Consider the following 16,285-nt stretch of genomic DNA (forward strand, 5'->3'; position numbering starts at 1 on the left):
TGGGCGTCGCGAAGGTCAGTCAGATTGGTCAGGTCTATCAGGTCTCTCCGTGATGGGAGTTTGGAACGGTCCGGCACGGTGTGCTCCGGGTTGGTCGTTGTCTCACGCTATGTCATGCCGCGACCGCGTGGGGGTTTGAGCGCCGCGACATCGGGCGGCAGCGGAGGGATCCCCGCCGCCAGGCACATCAGATCGCACCACGCGGCCACGTGGGCGGACAGATCTTCGTCCAGTGGCGACCAGGACGCACGCAGTTCCAGCTCGGTCGTGACGGGATCGTTGTCCTTGTTGCCGAAACCCTCCGAAACCGCCCGGGTCACCGTGCCGCCCGCGGCGGCGAACGCGGCCCCGTGCGCCTCCAGCGCCTCGGTGAGCCAGCTCCAGGCCACCGGGCCGAGCAGCGGGTCGGAGGTGATCTCCGGCTCCATGTCGGCCCGTACGTAGGCCACCAGCCGGAACTGGCCCTCCCAGCCGCGCTGGCCGTTCGGGTCGAAGAGCATGATCAGGCGGCCGACGGCCAGCTCGTCGTCGTCCCGGTAGACGGAGGCGCCGACCGCGCCGGAGTAGGGCGCCAGGCGCTGCGGGGCCGGGATGTCCTCCAGCTCGATCTCGGGGCGGACCTCGGCCGGGCGCAGCGTCGCCAGCGCACGCCGGAAGGCGGCCGGCGGGGCCGGCGGGTCACCGAGGGTCATGACCGAAGCGTAGGCCGGATGAGGAAGTGCGCGCAGCAGGGGGGTGGTCGTGGTGGTCATGGTTGGTGATCAAGCCGCCGCCATGGCCAGGAACCGCTCGGCGCCGCGCTTAGCGCGGTTTTCGGGGGAACTCCACATCGAAGTCAACGCCCTTTCGTCGGCAGCCGGGACTGGTCCGACGTTGGCATGTCTCGCCGACATTTCCCCGCATCGCGCTCGGCGTGTCTCGAAAGTGGTAATGGAATCGATGCCTGAGCACCGATTGACGACCATTTTTGCCATCCATGACCGAATGAGGGGCGTGGCGGGACCTTCCGGATTGCTCAATACCGGGTTGCCGCGCCGACCGGCCGCCCGGCATGGCACGCTTGACAGGTGAATTCCCAGCTTGCCGACTCCCCGTTCCTGCTCGCGTGCCGCCGCAGGCCCGTCCCGCGTACGCCGGTCTGGTACATGCGTCAGGCGGGCCGGTCGCTGCCCGAGTACCGCAAGGTGCGCGCGGGCACCGCGATGCTGGACGCGTGCGCCACCCCCGACCTGGTGGTCGAGATCACCATGCAGCCGGTCCTGCGGTATGGGGTGGACGCCGCCATCTTCTTCAGCGACATCGTGGTCCCGCTCCGGGCCATCGGCGTCGACCTCGACATCAAGCCCGGCGTCGGCCCCGTGGTGGCCGACCCGATCAGGGACGCCGCCGGGGTCGCCACGCTCCGCCCGCTGGAGCCCGACGACGTGCCGTACGTGTCGGAGGCGGTCGCCTCGCTGGTCAAGGAGCTGGACCGGGTGCCGCTGATCGGCTTCGCCGGGGCGCCCTTCACGCTCGCCTCGTACCTGATCGAGGGCGGTCCCTCCAAGAACCACGATCACACCAAGGCCATGATGTACGGCGCGCCGGAGCTCTGGCACGCGCTGATGGACCGGCTGACCACCATCACCCTGGGCTTCCTGCGGATCCAGGCGGAGGCCGGCGCCGCCGCGCTCCAGTTGTTCGACTCCTGGGTGGGCGCGGTGGAGCCGGACGACTACCGGACCTTCGTGCTGCCGTACACGAGCCGGATCTTCGCCGGTCTGGCCGACCTGGACGTGCCCCGGATCCACTTCGGGGTGGGCACCGGGGAACTGCTCGGCCTGCTGGGCGAGGCCGGGGCCGACGTGGTCGGGGTGGACTGGCGGGTGCCGCTGGACGAGGCCGCCCTGCGGGTGGGCGCCGGGAAGGCGTTGCAGGGCAACCTCGATCCCGCCGTACTGCTGGCGCCCTGGGAGGTCGTCCAGGAGCGGGCCGCCAAGGTGCTGGAGCGGGGCCGGGTGGCCGAGGGCCACGTGTTCAACCTCGGCCACGGCGTCCTCCCCGGCACCGACCCCGACCAGCTGGCCCGGCTCACCGAGTTCGTACAGTCCTACTGAGTGCTGTCGGTCTTCACCGGGTCCTTGGGCGGCACCGGGTCCCTGGGCGGCGTCACGGCGATCGGCTGCGGGGTGGGCCTGTTGCGGCGGGACTGGCGGATCAGCCAGCGGATGGCGAACCAGAGCACCGCCCCAGGGATCAGCCACGGTAGTAGCACGCCCAGCGCGGTCAGGCCGACCTTGACCGTGTCCACCAGCGCCTTCCAGCCGGTGGACAGGCCCTTCAGGAAGCCGCCGGGCTCGTTCTCCGGCTCCGGCAGGACCACGTCGGGGGCGACCAGACTGAGGGTGACGGTGGCCATGCCGGTCTGCTCGGTGAGCGCCTTCTGCCGGGCCTGGAGCGACTCCAGCTCGGCGGTCCTGTTCTGGATCTCGCGCTCGATCTCCAGGATCTCACCGATCTTCTCGGCCTTGCTGAGCAGCAGCCGGAACTGGTCCAGCGCCGACTCGGCCGACTTGACCCGGGCGGCCACGTCGGCCACCTCGCCGGTCACGTCCTGGGCGCCCTGGTGGAGGTTCTCCCGCTTGCCCAGTTCGGTCCCGAACTGGTTGATCACGTCCGGATAGCGGGCCGGGGGCACCTTGAAGGTGATCACGGCGTTGTTCTCGCCGGAGAAGGCGGTGCTCTTCTCCTCGGCCACGTAGCCGCCGGCGCCGAGCACGATGCGTTTGGCGGAGTCGGCGGCCTTGGTCACGTCGGTGGCGCGGACCGTCATCTCCGCGGTGTAGATGATGGCGCGCTCGGTGGTCTCGATCTGCAGCGGCTTGGGGTTCACGGAGTCCTGGCCGGCGGTGTTCCCGGACTCGCCCTCCGCCTGCATGGTGGGGGCCGCGGCGGGCATGGCGGCTCGTTCGGCGGCGCCGCCGCCTGACATGTCGGCGGCGGGTGCGGAGCTGGTGCTCCCGGTGTCCATGGCGGCGCCGCAACCGGCCACCAGGAACGCGACGACGGCAAGCGGGACAAGCAGGCGTCGGGCCTGAATACGGCGGTTTGTCATCATGTCCTTGAAGACGGTCTCCCGACCCCGCTGGTTTTACGCACGCCGTCACGATGCTGTTACGGCCCGGCGGGGGTACGGTTATGCCGCATGGAGAAGGACCGGCACGTCGTTGTGGTGGGGGCAGGAGTCGCGGGGCTGGCCGCCGCCTGGTTCCTGCGTCAGGCAGGGGGAGACCGGCTCCGGATCACCGTGCTGGACGGCGCGTCCCGGATCGGCGGCAAGCTGCACGCCTCGGAGGTGGCCGGGGTCCGCATCGACGCGGGCGCGGAGAGCATGCTGGCCCGCCGCCCCGAGGGCCTGGAACTGGTGCGCGGGCTCGGTCTCGACGAGGAACTGGCGGACCCCGCCACCACCCGGGCCGCCGTGCTGTCCCGTGGCGCGCTGCGGCCGATGCCGGGCGGCCAGGTGCTGGGCATCCCGGGCGACCTCACCGCGCTGGCCAAGTCCGGCGTGCTCTCACCCGGAGGGCTGGCCCGGGTGCCGATGGACCAGGTGCTCCCGCCCACCCTCGTGCACGAGGACGTCTCCGTCGCCGCGTACGTGCGGGCCAGGATGGGCGAGGAGGTGGTGGACCGCCTGGTCGAGCCGCTGCTCGGTGGTGTGTACGCGGGGCGGGCCGACCGGCTCTCGCTGACCGCCACCATGCCGGCCGTCGCCGCCGCCGCCCGGACCGAGGGCAGCCTGCTCAAGGTGGCCAGGGATCTGGTCGCCGCCACGCCGAAGAACGCGGGACCGGTCTTCACCACGCTCAGGGACGGCATGGGCAGCCTCCCCGCCGCGATCGCGGAAGCCTCCGGGGCGCGGGTGCGCACCGGCGTGATGGTCCGCGAGCTGAGCCGTACCGCCACGGGCTGGCGGCTGGTCACCGGCCCTACCAGGGACGCGGCCGTGGTGCAGGCGGACGCGGTGGTGCTGGCGGTGCCGGGGCCCGCCGCGGCCAAGCTGCTCGGCAAGGAGGTCCCGGCCGCCGCACGCGAACTGGCCGCCGTCGAGTACGCCAGCATGGCCATCGTCACCCTGGCCTACCCCCGCGAGGCCGTCCCCGGCCTGCCCGAGGGCAGCGGCTACCTGGTGCCCCCGGTCGAGGGCCGTCCGGTCAAGGCCGTCACCTTCAGCTCCAGCAAGTGGCCCCACCTGGCCGAACACGGCCTGCTGCTGGCCCGCTGCTCGCTCGGGCGGATCGGCGAGGAGTACGTGCTCCAGCGCGAGGACGCCGACCTGGTCGAGCTCGGGGTGGCCGAGCTGGCCGAGGTCGCGGGCGTCCGGGGGCGGCCGATCGACACCCGGGTCACCCGCTGGGGCGGCGGGCTGCCGCAGTACAACGTCGGGCACACCGAGCGGGTGGCCCGGATCAGGGCGGCGGTGGCCGGGCAGCCCGGCCTGGCGGTCTGCGGGGCGGCCTACGACGGCCTGGGCATCCCCGCCTGCGTCGGCAGCGCGAAGTCAGCAGCATCCCGGATTCTGGACCACCTGGACCCGGAGCGAAAATGGAGTCATGACGACCAGCCCGCGACCCAAGGCGCGTGACCTCAACAACGTGATCCGCTACACCATGTGGTCGGTCTTCCGGCTGCGCGAGCCCCTGCCGGGCAACCGCGACGGAGTGGCCGCCGAGGTGGGCGACCTACTGGCCCAGGCGGCGGAGAAGGACGTGGTCACCCGGGGGGCCTACGACGTGGCCGGGTTCCGGGCCGACGCCGACTACATGTTCTGGTGGCACGCCCCCTCGGCCGAGGACCTCCAGGAGGTGTACGGACGGTTCCGCCGCACCGGCCTGGGCCGCCTCAGCGAGCCGGTCTGGTCGGCGATGGCCCTGCACCGGCCGGCCGAGTTCAACAAGTCGCACGTCCCGGCCTTCCTCGCCGAGGAGGAGCCGAAGGGCTTCGTCTGCGTCTACCCGTTCGTGCGCTCGCTCGACTGGTACCTGCTGCCCGAGGCCGAGCGCCGCGCCATGCTGGCCGAGCACGGCAAGATGGCCCGCGACTACCCCGACGTGCGCTCCAACACCGTGGCCTGCTTCGCGCTCAACGACTTCGAGTGGATGCTCGCCTTCGAGGCCGACGAGCTCCACCGCATCGTCGACCTGATGCGCCATCTGCGCGGCGCCGAGGCCCGGCGGCACACCCGCATCGAGATCCCGTTCTACACCGGCACCCGCAAGCCGGTCACCGAACTGGTCGCCGCCCTGCCGTAACGGCCCCCCGGTCCAGAACCCCCCTCGGTCCGAGGGGGGCGTTCCGGGCATCGATACCCGTTCCGCATGAATGGCCGTGATGATCGGGCGTGACTTGTCATACTCGGGCGAAATCCCAGGTCTTGACGAGGCTGGATGGCGGCGGGATGGCACGTTCCAGAGGGCGGCGGCGGCGCCCGCGCTCGCGGGTGGCGGGGATCGGCGTGGGGCTGGCCTGCCTGGTGGCGGGCGCGGCCGTGGTCGTGGTTCCCCTGCTCCGGCCGGATCCCGTGCCGTCCGGTACGGTCCCCGCCCCGATCTCGGGTAGCCCGGCACCGGACGGGGAACTCCAGATCGCCAGCGCCGGTGAAAAGCCCGAGACGAGCGACGACGGCGATGTGACGGCGGAAGGCCCTTCGAAGTACACCGACGAGGTCGCGGTCGCCTACTTCAACCGCCGGTGGCCCGACAAGACGAACGGCCGGGTGACCGACATCCGGACCACCGGCCGCTATTTGCGGATTTATACAGATCTGCCGGAGAGCGCGGCGAACTCCCGCACCGCGCTCCGGCTCTGCGAGCGGGGCCTGCTCTACCTGGACGCCATCGGCGAAGCCAACCCCGTGGTGTTCGTCCAGGCCGAGTTCGGCGAGAACGGGAACCCCGTGCTCGCCAACATCCTCGGCCCGGACGATCGCGACTGCCGAGTCACCCACCCCAGGCCCGGAACGACGTAGCGTTACTAACGAGAAACCCGTCCCATAGCCAGCCGCATGGCCTCCGACCAGGGAACTCGCCCGCTGCGGCCGTCCAGATCACGACTTTCTCATTAGTATGCGGGCTTGAGGCTGAGGCTCACCGAGTTGATGCAGTACCGGTCATCGGTCGGCGTCGGGTAGCCCTCGCCGTGGAAGACGTGTCCCAGGTGGGAGTCGCAGGTCGCGCAGCGCACCTCCACCCGGACCATGCCCAGGCTCCGGTCCTCGATCAGGGTGACCGCGTCGGAGTCCGATGGCGCGTAGAAGGACGGCCAGCCGCAGTGCGACTCGAACTTGGTCTCCGACCGGAAGAGTTCGGCGCCGCAGGCCCGGCAGGAGTACACGCCGACCGTCTTGGTGTCGACGTACTCCCCGGTGAACGGCCGTTCGGTGCCGGCCTGCCTGAGCACCCGGAACTCCTCCGGATTCAGCTGCACCCGCCACTCGGCCTCGGTCTTGACCACCTTGCCCATGCTCACCAGCCTTCGCGTCGGTTGGTTTCTCTCCAAGGTCAACCCGATCGGGGCGCGGAAACTTCCGGCCAGAATGTCACCGGGCATGGGTAGGGTCCGAGCTATGGCATCGCCGTACATCGAACTCGAGGTCGCGGGGCGGACCGTCAAGGTCAGCAATCCGGACAAGATCTACTTCCCGGGCATCGGCGCGACCAAGCGCGAGCTGGTGGAGTACTACGTGAGCGTGGGCGACGGCGTGCTGCGGGCGCTGTTCGAACGCCCGACGCACATCAAGCGCCATCCGGACGGGATCGAGACCGAGGCGATCTACCAGAAGCGCATGCCCAAACACCCCGACTGGATCGATACCGTGACGGTCCGCTTCCCCAGCGGCCGCACGGCCGACGCCTTCTGCCCCACCGACGTGGCCGGCATCGCCTGGTGCGCCAACCTGGGGACCATCGACTTCCACCCCTGGCACGTGCGCCGCGCCGACGTCGAGCACCCCGACGAGCTCCGCATCGACATCGACCCGCAGCCGGGAACCGGCTTCGACGAGGCCAGGCGGGTGGCCTTCACGGCCCGTGAGGTCCTGGCCGACGCGGGCCTGACCGGCTTCCCGAAGACCTCCGGCAACCGGGGCATCCACATCGCGGTCCGCCTCCAGCCCCGGTGGACCTTCACCGAGGTCCGGTACGCGGCGATCGCCTTCGCCCGCGAGGTGGAGCGCCGGGTTCCCGACCTGGCCACCACCGCCTGGTGGAAGGAGGAGCGCGGCGAGCGCGTCTTCATCGACTTCAACCAGAACGCCAGGGACCGCACGGTGGTCAGCGCCTACTCGGTCCGGGCCCAGGCGCACGCGCCGGTCTCCGCCCCGGTCACCTGGGAGGAACTGGCCGACTGCGACCCCCGCGACTTCGACATCCGCACCATGCCGCCCCGGTTCGCCAAGCTCGGCGACGTGCACCAGGCCATCGACGACCAGGCGTACGAGCTGGATCGACTGCTCCAGATGTACGAGGAGGACGATCGGGGCGACATGCCGTACCCGCCGAACTACCCGAAGATGCCCGGCGAGCCCAAGCGGGTGCAGCCCAGCAAGGCCCGCGAATCGTGAAGGTGGGGCGGAGCAGTCTGGTCCGGCAGGTGCAGGAAGATCTTCGAGGCCGCATCCTCGACGGTTCGCTTCCGGCCGGCAGCCAGCTCCCCGCCGAGGTGGATCTGGCCAGGTCCATGGGGGTGAGCCGGACCTCGCTACGGGAGGCGGTCCAGCAGCTCCAGCTGGACGGGCTGCTGATCAAACGCCACGGATACGGCACCTTCGTGCGGTCCACGCCCCCCTTGCGCAGCGCGCTCAACGTCAACAAGAGCACCAGCGAGCTCATCCGCGACCAGGGCATGGTCCCCGGCACCGTGGCCGCCCAGGTGCGCCGGGCGGCGGTCACCCCGCACGAGGCCGACCGGCTGGGCCTGGCCCCCGACGACCCCGTGATGCTCACCTGGGAGCACTACGTCCCGGACGCGTTCGAGTTCGTCGTCCAGCGCAGAGGCCCCAGCCTCCCCCCGGCCGCCCCGGGCCGCTAGTCGGTGCCGTTCGTCCGGTAGCGGAACTTCCCGGTCAGGTCGAGGCCGTGGGTGGTCTTGTCGGCGTGCTGGGCCAGCCCCCACTCGTCGATGGCGGAGTCGTCGGAGAACACGCAGAGCCCGACCGGCGGGGCGGACGGCTCGGCCGCGGTGGTCCAGCCGTACTGGTCGACCTTGCCGCCCAGGCCCTCGCAGTACGCGGTGGCGGGCGAGCCGCCGCCCCTGGTGGCCGGCATCGGCGGCCGGTTGACGTAGGCCACGGCGGCCAGGGTGGCGTGCGCGGCGGACAGGGTCTCGGTGCCGATCAGGACGCGGGAGCCGTCCCGGGCGGTGAACACGCACATCGGCTTGACCGTCATGGGGGCCTCGGGGTTGCGCGGCTGGTAGTCGTGTACGATTCCGCCTTGTTTGCGGCACCAGTCGGCCGCGGGAGAGACCGTGGCGGCATGAGCTGTGGGCGGTCCGAAAAGGTGCGTGACGGACAACAGAGTGGCCGCCGACAGGATGAGAGTTCTCAGGCGCCTCATGAGCTCCCCCGATGCTCCGATTTTCGGCCGGTCAAAACAGACTATCGACCCGAAAATTCGTGGGGTGCGGAAGGGGCCTCGTCATAGGACAATGGGATTACATGCGCGAAATATGGCCTGGAGAGCCGTACCCGCTCGGCGCCACCTGGGATGGTGTGGGCACCGGATTCTCGGTGTTCACCGAAGTGGCCGACCGGGTAGAGCTGTGTCTCTACGATGACGACGGCCGGGAGTCCCGGGTGGACCTGCCGGAGATGGATGCCTTCGTCTGGCACGGCTACCTCCCGGGCGTCATGCCCGGCCAGCGGTACGGCTACCGCGTGCACGGCCCCTACGACCCCCGGCGCGGCCACCGGTGCAACCCGGCCAAGCTCCTGCTCGACCCGTACGCCAAGGCCATCGAGGGCGAGGTGCGCTGGAACGAGGCGCTGTTCTCCTACTATCTGGCCGATCCCGGGCGGTTGAACAGCGACGACTCGGCGCCGTACATGCCGAAGAACGTCGTGATCAACCCGTACTTCGAGTGGGGGAACGACCGGCCGCCGCGCACGCCCTACCACGAGACCGTGATCTACGAGGCGCACGTGCGCGGGCTCACCATGCGCCACCCGCAGGTGCCGGAGCGGGAGCGCGGGACCTACCTGGGGCTGGCCCACCCGGCGGTGATCGAGCACCTGCTGTCCATCGGGGTGACCGCGGTCGAGCTGATGCCGGTGCACCAGTTCGTGCCGGAGCACTTCCTGGTGGCCCGGGGGCTGACCAACTACTGGGGATACAACACCATCGCGTACCTGGCGCCACACAACGGCTACGCCAGCGCCGGGCAGCGCGGCGAGCAGGTCACCGAGTTCAAGACCATGGTGCGGGCGCTGCACGAGGCCGGCATCGAGGTCATCCTGGACGTGGTCTACAACCACACCGCCGAGGGCGACCACATGGGGCCCACCCTCGGCTTCCGCGGCATCGACAACGCCGCCTACTACCGGCTGCTGGACGCCGACCGGCGCTACCACCTCGACTACACCGGCTGCGGCAACTCGCTCAACGTGCGCTCCCCGCACGCGCTCCAGCTGATCATGGACTCGCTCCGGTACTGGGTGCTGGAGATGCACGTGGACGGCTTCCGCTTCGATCTGGCCGCCGCGCTGGCCCGGGAGCTGCACGACGTGGACCGGCTGAGCGCGTTCTTCGACCTGATCCAGCAGGATCCGGTGATCTCCCAGGTGAAGCTGATCGCCGAGCCCTGGGACGTCGGTCCCGGCGGCTACCAGGTGGGCAACTTCCCGCCGCTGTGGACGGAGTGGAACGGCAAGTACCGCGACACCGTGCGCGACTACTGGCGGGGCGCCGCCGCCACCATGCCCGAGTTCGCCTCCCGGCTCACCGGCTCCAGCGACCTGTACGCCACCGGGGGCCGCCGCCCGATCGCCTCCATCAACTTCGTCACCTGCCACGACGGGTTCACGCTGAACGACCTGGTGTCCTACGACCACAAGCACAACGAGGCCAACGGCGAGCACAACCGGGACGGCTCGGACGACAACCGGTCCTGGAACTGCGGGGCCGAGGGGCCGGTGGAGGATCCGGAGATCGTCCGGCTGCGGCGGCGGCAGCGGCGGAACTTCCTGGCCACGCTGTTCCTCTCCCAGGGCGTGCCGATGCTGACCGCGGGGGACGAGTTCGGGCGTACCCAGCACGGCAACAACAACGCCTACTGCCAGGACAACGAGCTCTCCTGGGTGGACTGGTCGCTGGCCAGGACCGAGAGCAGGCTGCTGGAATTCGTCCGGAGCATGGCCGCCCTCCGCCGCGAGCACCCGGTCTTCCGCCGCCGCCGGTTCTTCTCCGGACGCCGGGAACCGGGCGGCATGCGGGACATCGTCTGGCTCACCCCGGCCGGGCGGGAGATGGACCTCGCCGACTGGCACGCCGGGTACGCCAAGTCGCTCGGCGTGTACGTGAACGGGAAGGCGATCAGCGAGCCCGGGCCGCGCGGGGAGAAGATCAGCGACGAGTCCTTCCTCCTGTTGATCAACGCCCACCACGAGGCGCTCACCTTCACCCTGCCCGGCGCCGAGTTCGGGATCAGCTGGCATCCGGTGCTGGACACGGCCGAGGAGGAGGTCCGGGAGGATCCCTTCCCCGACACGGCCTGGACCTACGGCGCGCACCTGCCGGTCGCCGGGCGGTCGATGCGCATCCTCCGGGCGGTCTGAGCTATCTCCCGAGCCCGCTGGTGGTCAGCACCACCAGCACGAACGTGGTCACCCCCATCAGCCCGTGCAGCAGCACCGCCACCTTCGGGAAGCCCTTCCCGCCGCCCCTGGCGTGCCGTCCCCCGCCCAGCCATCGGGTCACCATCGCGAATCCGAGCAGCGACACCACGGTCAGTGCCAGCAGCGCGCCCCAGGCGTACCCGGCGTAGCCGGTGATCAGATACCCCGCCCAGAGCGCCAGCCCCGTCACCGCCAGCACGGGATGGCTGAAGGTCACGGTGACCGGATACCGCGTCACCTTGACGGACTGCCTGAGCGTGCCGTCGGTCCCGCCGAACCAGAGAAAGAACAGGTAGACCCCCACGCCGGCGGCGAGCAGCCACACACCCAGAGCGACAATCGGCACAAACGGCCCCTTCCGATCGGTCGGCTCTCTCGATAGAAACATCGGCCTGCCCGTTTGGACACGTAGCGAAATCAAACCGTTACTGATCTTGCCTGGGTGCCGGATTGTCAGAGGGCTGTGACAGGGTGGATGCGTGCGGCAGATACATCCCCATGAGGTGGCGGACCCCGATCTGGTGGCGGCGTACGCCTACCCCGAGGCGGTCTGGCTGCGGGTGAACATGGTGTCCAGCGTGGACGGGGGCGCCTGGTTCAAGGGGGTTTCCGCAGGGCTTTCCGGGAAGGGGGATCGGCGAATCTTCGCGATTCTGCGGGGAATGTCCGATGTGATCCTGGCGGGGGCCTCGACCGTGCGGGTGGAGGGATACGGGCCGGTGGAGGCGCGGGAGTCCTGGCGGGACCTGCGGGCCGGTCGCCCTCCGGCGCCGCCGATCGCGGTGGTGACCCGGCGGCTCGATCTGGATCTGGGCGGGCCGCTCTTCACCGCCGCGGAGCCGTACACGCGGACCATCGTGTTCACCACCGAGCAGGCGCCCAAGGAACGGCGGGACGAGGCGGCGCGGCACGCCGACGTGGTGGTGGCGGGGGAGGACCAGGTCGATCTGGGGCGGGTCGTGCTGGAACTGCGGGCCCGCGGGCTGGGGCGCATCCTCTGTGAGGGCGGGCCCCGGCTCAACGCCCAGCTGGCCGCCGCCGACCTGATCGACGAACTCTGCCTGACCATCGGGCCGCAGCTGATCGGGGGTGACGCGGCCCGCATCCTCAACGGGACGGCCACCCAGCGCAGGCTGGCCTTGGCGCAGGTCTTGCAAGAGGATGGCTACCTATTCTGCAGATATGTCCGGGAGAGCGCGTAATGACCTTTCCGATTGAGCCGCCCATCGCACCGATGCTGGCCAAGGCCGTCAAGGGCATGCCGTCGCAGACTGGCTCGCTCTACTACGAACCCAAGTGGGACGGCTTCCGCTGCATCGTCTTCCGCGACGGCGACGAGGTCTATCTGGGCAGCCGGAACGAGCGGCCGTTCACCCGCTACTTCCCTGAGCTGATCGAGGCGATCCGCCGGGAACTACCCGAACGCTGCGTGGTGGACGGCGAGATCGTGATCATGCGCGGGCAGACCCTCGACTTCGACGCCCTGCAGCAGCGCATCCACCCCGCCGCCTCCCGGGTCAACCTGCTCGCCGAGCAGACTCCCGCCTCCTTCATCGCCTTCGACCTGCTGGCCATCGACGACGAGAACCTGATGGGGGCACCCTTCGCCGAACGCCGCGCCCGCCTCGAACAGGCCACCGCCAAAGCCGGCGATTCGGTACGGCTCACGCCGATCACCCAGATCCAGGAGCGGGCCGACGAGTGGTTCGAGATGTTCGAGGGCGCCGGGCTGGACGGCATCATCGTCAAACCCGGAACCCTCCCGTACGAGCCGGACAAGCGCACCATGTTCAAGGTCAAGCACGAGCGCACCGCCGACTGCGTGATCGCCGGCTACCGCGAGCACAAGACCGGCCCGATCGTGGGCTCACTCCTCCTCGGTCTCTACTCGGCCGACGGCAAACTCCACCACGTCGGAGTCGCGGCCTCCTTCCCCATGAAGCGCCGCCAGGAACTCGTGGACGAGCTCGCCCCTTACCGCATATCCGACCTGTCCGACCACCCCTGGGGCGAATGGGCCGCCTGGGCGGTCAACGGCCCCGGCGGCGGCCCCGAAGGCCAGCGCCTCCCCGGCGCCGTCTCCCGCTGGAACGCCAAGAAGGACCTCTCCTTCATCCCCCTCCGCCCCGAACTCGTCATCGAGGTCGCCTACGACCACATGGAAGGCGACCGCTTCCGCCACACCGCCCAGTTCCGCCGCTGGCGCCCCGACCGCACTCCGCAATCCTGCACCTATGACCAGCTGGAGAAGCCCATCGCCTACAACCTGAACGACATCCTCGCCAGATAGACGTCAGGGCGGTCCCATGGCAGTCGGGTCTTCGATGTCGTCGGTCTGGTTCTCCTTCTCCGGTGCCGCCCGGGGTGCGCAGTATCGGCCGCAGCCGCCGAAGCGTGTCACGTCCATCGGGGTGAAGCCGGCCACCGGCACCTGCGCCAAGGCGGCGATCATGGTGTCGCGCCAGATGGGGCCGGGGAGGGTGGCGCCGAAGACCGCGCCGTAGTAGTGGCCGCCGATGGTGACGTTGTTGAGCTTGTGGGCGATCGCTCCGCGGGGGTCGCCGATGCTGACGGCTCCGGCCAGGTTGGGCGTGAACCCGGCGAACCAGGCGCTTGACTGGTCGTCGTTGGTGCCGGTCTTCCCGGCGGCGGGGCGGCCGATCCCGCCGACACCGCTCATCGTGCCCTGGGTGAACACGCCGGAGAGGATGTCGGCGGTGGCGTCGGCGATCGCCGGCTCGAACGCTTGGCGGCAGCGCGGGCGATTGGTGGTGGTTTTGCCATTGCGGTCGGTGATGCCGGTGATGGCCATGGGCGCACAGTATTCGCCGCGTGCCGCGATCGCCGCGTACGCGGTGGCGACGGTCACCGGGTCCATCTCGTTGATGCCGAGGGTGAAGGTCTCGTACTCCTCCAACTCCTTGCCATCGGCGCGTTTGATGCCCAGGTCACGGGCGGTTTTCACGGTCTCGCACAACCCGACCTCGCGTTCCAGCTCCATGAAGAAGGTGTTGACCGACCCCCAGGTCCCGGTACGCAGGGTCCGGAAACCGGGAGCGCCTTCGTCGTTGGTGACGGGATGGGTGGGGTCGCCGACGTTGCCTCCGGCGCAGTTCTTGAAGGTGGTGTAGTCGGGGGCGCGGTAGGAACCGCCGACGGCGAAGCCGTCGTCGGCCTTCATGCCCTGTTTCAGCGCGGTGATCAGCGTGAAGGTCTTGAAGGTCGACCCCGCCTGGAAGCCCCCCAGACCACCATGCAGGTGATCGGCCACGATGTTGTACGACATTTCCTTTTTGCGGGTGGAGGTGCCGTACTTCCGGCTGGCGGCCATGGCCCGGATCATCCCGGTGCCGGGTTGGACGAGCGCCTGCGCCGCGACCGGGTTGTCGCTCGGATTGACCCACTTGCGGATGCCCCGTTCGGCCGCGGCCTGCATCCGGGGATCCAATGTGGTCTTGATCGTCAGCCCGCCGCGTTTGAGGAAGAGCTCCCGCTGCTCCCGGGTTTTGCCGTACGCCGGGTTGTTCAGGAAGTCGTGGTACACGTACAGGCAGAAATAGGGATAAGGGCTGGTCGCGCACCCTCCCGGCTGCGGAACGCCTTTGTAGCCGAGTTTGGTGGCTTTCGCCTTGTCCGCCTGCGCTTTGGTGATCTTGCCGAGTTCGGCCATCCGATTCAGTACGACGTTCCGCCGTTCCAGCAGCCGTGCCCGGCTCTCCTTGCCTCTGTCCGGGTCGGTCGCGGTCGGCAGTTGCACGGCTGCCGCCAGCGTCGCCGCCTGGGGCAGGTTCAGCCGCGAGGCCGGGATCCCGAAGAACCGCTTGGCCGCCGCCTCCACCCCGTTCGCCCCGGCGCCGAAATAGGCGATGTTCAGGTACTTCTCCAAGATCTGGTCTTTGCTGTACTTCCGCTCGACCGCCAGCGCGTACCGCAGTTCGATGAGCTTGCGGCTGTAGCTCGCCTCCAGCGCCTTCTCCTGCTCCTCCTTGGTGGTGGCGGCGTTGAGAAGCACCTGTTTCACGTACTGCTGGGTGAGGGTGGAACCGCCCTGGCTGACCCCGCCCGACCGCAGGTTGGCGGCGAGCGCGCGCAGGGTTCCCTCCGGGTCGATCGCGCCATGCTCGTAGAAACGGGAATCCTCGATCGAGATGATCGCGACCTGCATGATGTCCGCGATCCGGTCGAGCGTGACGACCTCCCGGTACTGGTCATAGAACTGGGCGATCTGCCTGCCCCGGGCATCGAGCACCTTGGTCCGCTCCGCCAGCGGGGGTTCCACGAGCTCGGCGGGGCCGAGGTCGAGTCCGCCGGACGCCACCATGATCGCCTTGCCCGCGCCCCCGACGGCGGGCGACACGATCGCCGCGGCCAGCACCCCGGCGGCCATGGCCGCCCCCACGAGGCGCACCACACTCCGCGCCGCCATCAGAGCCTGCCCAGCCCGCGGGCGAGGATGGTGGCGGTTTTCGCGATGACCTTCTCGTCGATCGGGGCGTACCTGGACTTGCGGTTGGTGTAGATCGACATGATGATCGGCGCGGCCGACTTGCCGGGCCAGATGACCGCGATGTCGTTCCCGGCGCCGTACACCGAGACCGAGCCGGTCTTGTCGCCGATCGTCCACGACTTGGGCAGTCCGGCGCGGATGCGCGCGTCACCGGTCCTGTTCGCGATCAGCCAGGTGTTGAGCTGGGCGCGATCCCTGGCGTCGAGCGCGTTTCCCGTGGTGAGCGCCAGCAGGTCACGGCCGATGGCGGCGGGCGTCGTGGTGTCGCGCCGCTCCTTGGGGTGCCACTGGTTGAGGCCGGGCTCGCCCCGGTCCAGCCGGGAGACCTGGTCGCCCAGCGTACGGAAGTACCTGGTCAGCCCGGCGGGGCCGCCGATCTGCTTGAGCAGCAGGTTGGCGGCGGTGTTGTCGCTCTGGGTGATCGCCGCCTGGCACAGGCGGGCCACGGTCAGGCCCTTCCGCACGTGCTTGCCGGTGACGGGGGAGTGCGGCGCCAGGTCGGCAGCCTTCCAGCGGATGACCTTGTTCAGCAGACCGGGGCTGGTGGTGCGGGCCTGGTGCAGGACGGCGGCGACGACGACCGCCTTGAAGGTGGACAGCAGCGGGAACCGTTCCCCCGACCGGTAGCCGATCGTTTTCCCCGTGCCGGTGTCGTAGGCGTACGCGCCGATCCGGCCCTTGAAGGACACCTCCAGCGCACGTAATTCGCGGCGCGCCCCATCCACTGCCGGGTCGGTACGGCTGGACGCGGCGGTGCCGGTCAGCGGGAGCAGGATGACGACGAGCAACGCGGTGATCACCGAACGCCGGAGACGCCGAATGGACATGGCCCCGAACCCTTCCATCACGGATCTTGTACGCCCGGCAGTCTTGCCCGCCCCTGTCGATACCGTCAAAGACAGATCCGA

At 69.7% G+C, this 16,285-nt stretch carries 16 protein-coding genes; 9 read left to right on the top strand and 7 right to left on the bottom strand.

Annotated elements, in window-relative coordinates:
• Positions 1 to 107 precede the first annotated feature (107 nt).
• Entirely contained in the window at positions 108 to 692 is a 585-nt protein-coding gene (locus KIP79_RS26075; protein WP_214107557.1) for a DUF3000 domain-containing protein, read from the bottom strand.
• A 375-nt stretch (positions 693 to 1,067) separates the two neighbouring features.
• Here KIP79_RS26075 and hemE point away from each other — a divergent pair, with 375 nt between their 5' ends.
• Positions 1,068 to 2,096, top strand: coding sequence for a uroporphyrinogen decarboxylase (gene hemE, locus KIP79_RS26080; protein ID WP_214107558.1), 1,029 nt, complete (start codon positions 1,068 to 1,070; stop codon positions 2,094 to 2,096).
• On the opposite strand, the gene KIP79_RS26085 is transcribed toward hemE, so the two are convergent.
• Positions 2,090 to 3,097: a DUF4349 domain-containing protein gene (locus KIP79_RS26085; protein WP_214107559.1), complete on the bottom strand. Its 1,008-nt coding sequence runs from the start codon at positions 3,095 to 3,097 to the stop codon at positions 2,090 to 2,092. The two genes, hemE and KIP79_RS26085, sit on opposite strands and share 7 nt — an antisense overlap.
• 87 nt (positions 3,098 to 3,184) lie before the next feature.
• Between KIP79_RS26085 and hemG the strand changes: the two genes are divergently transcribed.
• The 3 genes from hemG to KIP79_RS26100 all read left to right on the top strand — a co-directional run bounded on the left by hemG (position 3,185) and on the right by KIP79_RS26100 (position 6,007).
• A complete protein-coding gene (gene hemG, locus KIP79_RS26090) occupies positions 3,185 to 4,624 on the top strand; it encodes a protoporphyrinogen oxidase (RefSeq protein ID WP_214107560.1) in 1,440 nt (479 codons plus the stop codon).
• Positions 4,593 to 5,291 carry a hydrogen peroxide-dependent heme synthase gene (gene hemQ, locus KIP79_RS26095; RefSeq protein ID WP_214107561.1) on the top strand — a complete coding sequence of 233 codons (699 nt, stop codon included), beginning with the start codon at positions 4,593 to 4,595 and terminating at the stop codon, positions 5,289 to 5,291. Before hemG ends, hemQ begins: the two co-directional genes overlap by 32 nt.
• Positions 5,292 to 5,437: 146 nt before the next feature.
• Positions 5,438 to 6,007, top strand: a complete 570-nt coding sequence (locus KIP79_RS26100) for a hypothetical protein (protein ID WP_214107562.1) — start codon at positions 5,438 to 5,440, stop codon at positions 6,005 to 6,007.
• A gap of 92 nt (positions 6,008 to 6,099) precedes the next feature.
• Here KIP79_RS26100 and msrB read toward each other — a convergent pair whose 3' ends face one another.
• Positions 6,100 to 6,501, bottom strand: a complete 402-nt coding sequence (gene msrB / locus KIP79_RS26105; RefSeq protein WP_214107563.1) for a peptide-methionine (R)-S-oxide reductase MsrB — start codon at positions 6,499 to 6,501, stop codon at positions 6,100 to 6,102.
• Positions 6,502 to 6,604: 103 nt separating this feature from the next.
• On the opposite strand from msrB, the gene ligD reads away from it, so the two are divergent.
• A complete protein-coding gene (gene ligD / locus KIP79_RS26110) occupies positions 6,605 to 7,600 on the top strand; it encodes a non-homologous end-joining DNA ligase (RefSeq protein WP_214107564.1) in 996 nt (331 codons plus the stop codon).
• A 2-nt stretch (positions 7,601 to 7,602) separates the two neighbouring features.
• On the top strand, positions 7,603 to 8,067 hold the full coding sequence (locus KIP79_RS26115) for a GntR family transcriptional regulator (RefSeq protein ID WP_214107565.1): 465 nt from the start codon (positions 7,603 to 7,605) through the stop codon (positions 8,065 to 8,067).
• On the opposite strand, the gene KIP79_RS26120 is transcribed toward KIP79_RS26115, so the two are convergent.
• Positions 8,064 to 8,594: a DUF333 domain-containing protein gene (locus tag KIP79_RS26120; protein ID WP_214107566.1), complete on the bottom strand. Its 531-nt coding sequence runs from the start codon at positions 8,592 to 8,594 to the stop codon at positions 8,064 to 8,066. The genes KIP79_RS26115 and KIP79_RS26120 overlap by 4 nt on opposite strands.
• Positions 8,595 to 8,695: 101 nt before the next feature.
• Here KIP79_RS26120 and glgX point away from each other — a divergent pair, with 101 nt between their 5' ends.
• Positions 8,696 to 10,810 carry a glycogen debranching protein GlgX gene (gene glgX, locus KIP79_RS26125; protein WP_214107567.1) on the top strand — a complete coding sequence of 705 codons (2,115 nt, stop codon included), beginning with the start codon at positions 8,696 to 8,698 and terminating at the stop codon, positions 10,808 to 10,810.
• A gap of 1 nt (position 10,811) precedes the next feature.
• Here glgX and KIP79_RS26130 read toward each other — a convergent pair whose 3' ends face one another.
• The gene (locus tag KIP79_RS26130) at positions 10,812 to 11,216 is read right to left on the bottom strand and encodes a hypothetical protein (RefSeq protein WP_214107568.1); all 405 of its coding nucleotides are present in this window, start codon (positions 11,214 to 11,216) and stop codon (positions 10,812 to 10,814) included.
• 133 nt (positions 11,217 to 11,349) lie between these two features.
• On the opposite strand from KIP79_RS26130, the gene KIP79_RS26135 reads away from it, so the two are divergent.
• Both KIP79_RS26135 and KIP79_RS26140 read left to right on the top strand, forming a co-directional pair.
• The gene (locus KIP79_RS26135) at positions 11,350 to 12,072 is read left to right on the top strand and encodes a pyrimidine reductase family protein (protein ID WP_214107569.1); all 723 of its coding nucleotides are present in this window, start codon (positions 11,350 to 11,352) and stop codon (positions 12,070 to 12,072) included.
• Positions 12,072 to 13,160, top strand: coding sequence for an ATP-dependent DNA ligase (locus tag KIP79_RS26140; protein ID WP_214107570.1), 1,089 nt, complete (start codon positions 12,072 to 12,074; stop codon positions 13,158 to 13,160). Before KIP79_RS26135 ends, KIP79_RS26140 begins: the two co-directional genes overlap by 1 nt.
• A gap of 3 nt (positions 13,161 to 13,163) precedes the next feature.
• Here the strand turns inward: KIP79_RS26140 and KIP79_RS26145 are convergent, their stop codons facing one another.
• The gene (locus tag KIP79_RS26145) at positions 13,164 to 15,296 is read right to left on the bottom strand and encodes a transglycosylase domain-containing protein (RefSeq protein WP_214107571.1); all 2,133 of its coding nucleotides are present in this window, start codon (positions 15,294 to 15,296) and stop codon (positions 13,164 to 13,166) included.
• Positions 15,296 to 16,204 (bottom strand): class A beta-lactamase, encoded by a 909-nt coding sequence (gene bla, locus KIP79_RS26150; RefSeq protein ID WP_214107572.1) that lies wholly within the window; start codon positions 16,202 to 16,204, stop codon positions 15,296 to 15,298. The genes KIP79_RS26145 and bla overlap by 1 nt, the downstream gene beginning before the upstream one ends.
• Positions 16,205 to 16,285: the final 81 nt, after the last annotated feature.

This window comes from Acrocarpospora catenulata, assembly GCF_018476525.1.
GTDB classification, from domain to species: domain Bacteria; phylum Actinomycetota; class Actinomycetes; order Streptosporangiales; family Streptosporangiaceae; genus Acrocarpospora; species Acrocarpospora catenulata.

Bases quoted from the DNA above. Each gene is read 5' to 3' on its own strand.
- KIP79_RS26075 (WP_214107557.1), bottom strand. From the start codon at position 692: ATGACCCTCGGTGACCCGCCGGCCCCGCCGGCCGCCTTCCGGCGTGCG.
- KIP79_RS26085 (WP_214107559.1), bottom strand. From the start codon at position 3,097: ATGATGACAAACCGCCGTATTCAGGCCCGACGCCTGCTTGTCCCGCTT.
- hemG (WP_214107560.1), top strand. From the start codon at position 3,185: ATGGAGAAGGACCGGCACGTCGTTGTGGTGGGGGCAGGAGTCGCGGGG.
- hemQ (WP_214107561.1), top strand. From the start codon at position 4,593: ATGACGACCAGCCCGCGACCCAAGGCGCGTGACCTCAACAACGTGATC.
- KIP79_RS26100 (WP_214107562.1), top strand. From the start codon at position 5,438: ATGGCACGTTCCAGAGGGCGGCGGCGGCGCCCGCGCTCGCGGGTGGCG.
- msrB (WP_214107563.1), bottom strand. From the start codon at position 6,501: ATGGGCAAGGTGGTCAAGACCGAGGCCGAGTGGCGGGTGCAGCTGAAT.
- ligD (WP_214107564.1), top strand. From the start codon at position 6,605: ATGGCATCGCCGTACATCGAACTCGAGGTCGCGGGGCGGACCGTCAAG.
- KIP79_RS26120 (WP_214107566.1), bottom strand. From the start codon at position 8,594: ATGAGGCGCCTGAGAACTCTCATCCTGTCGGCGGCCACTCTGTTGTCC.
- glgX (WP_214107567.1), top strand. From the start codon at position 8,696: ATGCGCGAAATATGGCCTGGAGAGCCGTACCCGCTCGGCGCCACCTGG.
- KIP79_RS26140 (WP_214107570.1), top strand. From the start codon at position 12,072: ATGACCTTTCCGATTGAGCCGCCCATCGCACCGATGCTGGCCAAGGCC.
- KIP79_RS26145 (WP_214107571.1), bottom strand. From the start codon at position 15,296: ATGGCGGCGCGGAGTGTGGTGCGCCTCGTGGGGGCGGCCATGGCCGCC.
- bla (WP_214107572.1), bottom strand. From the start codon at position 16,204: ATGTCCATTCGGCGTCTCCGGCGTTCGGTGATCACCGCGTTGCTCGTC.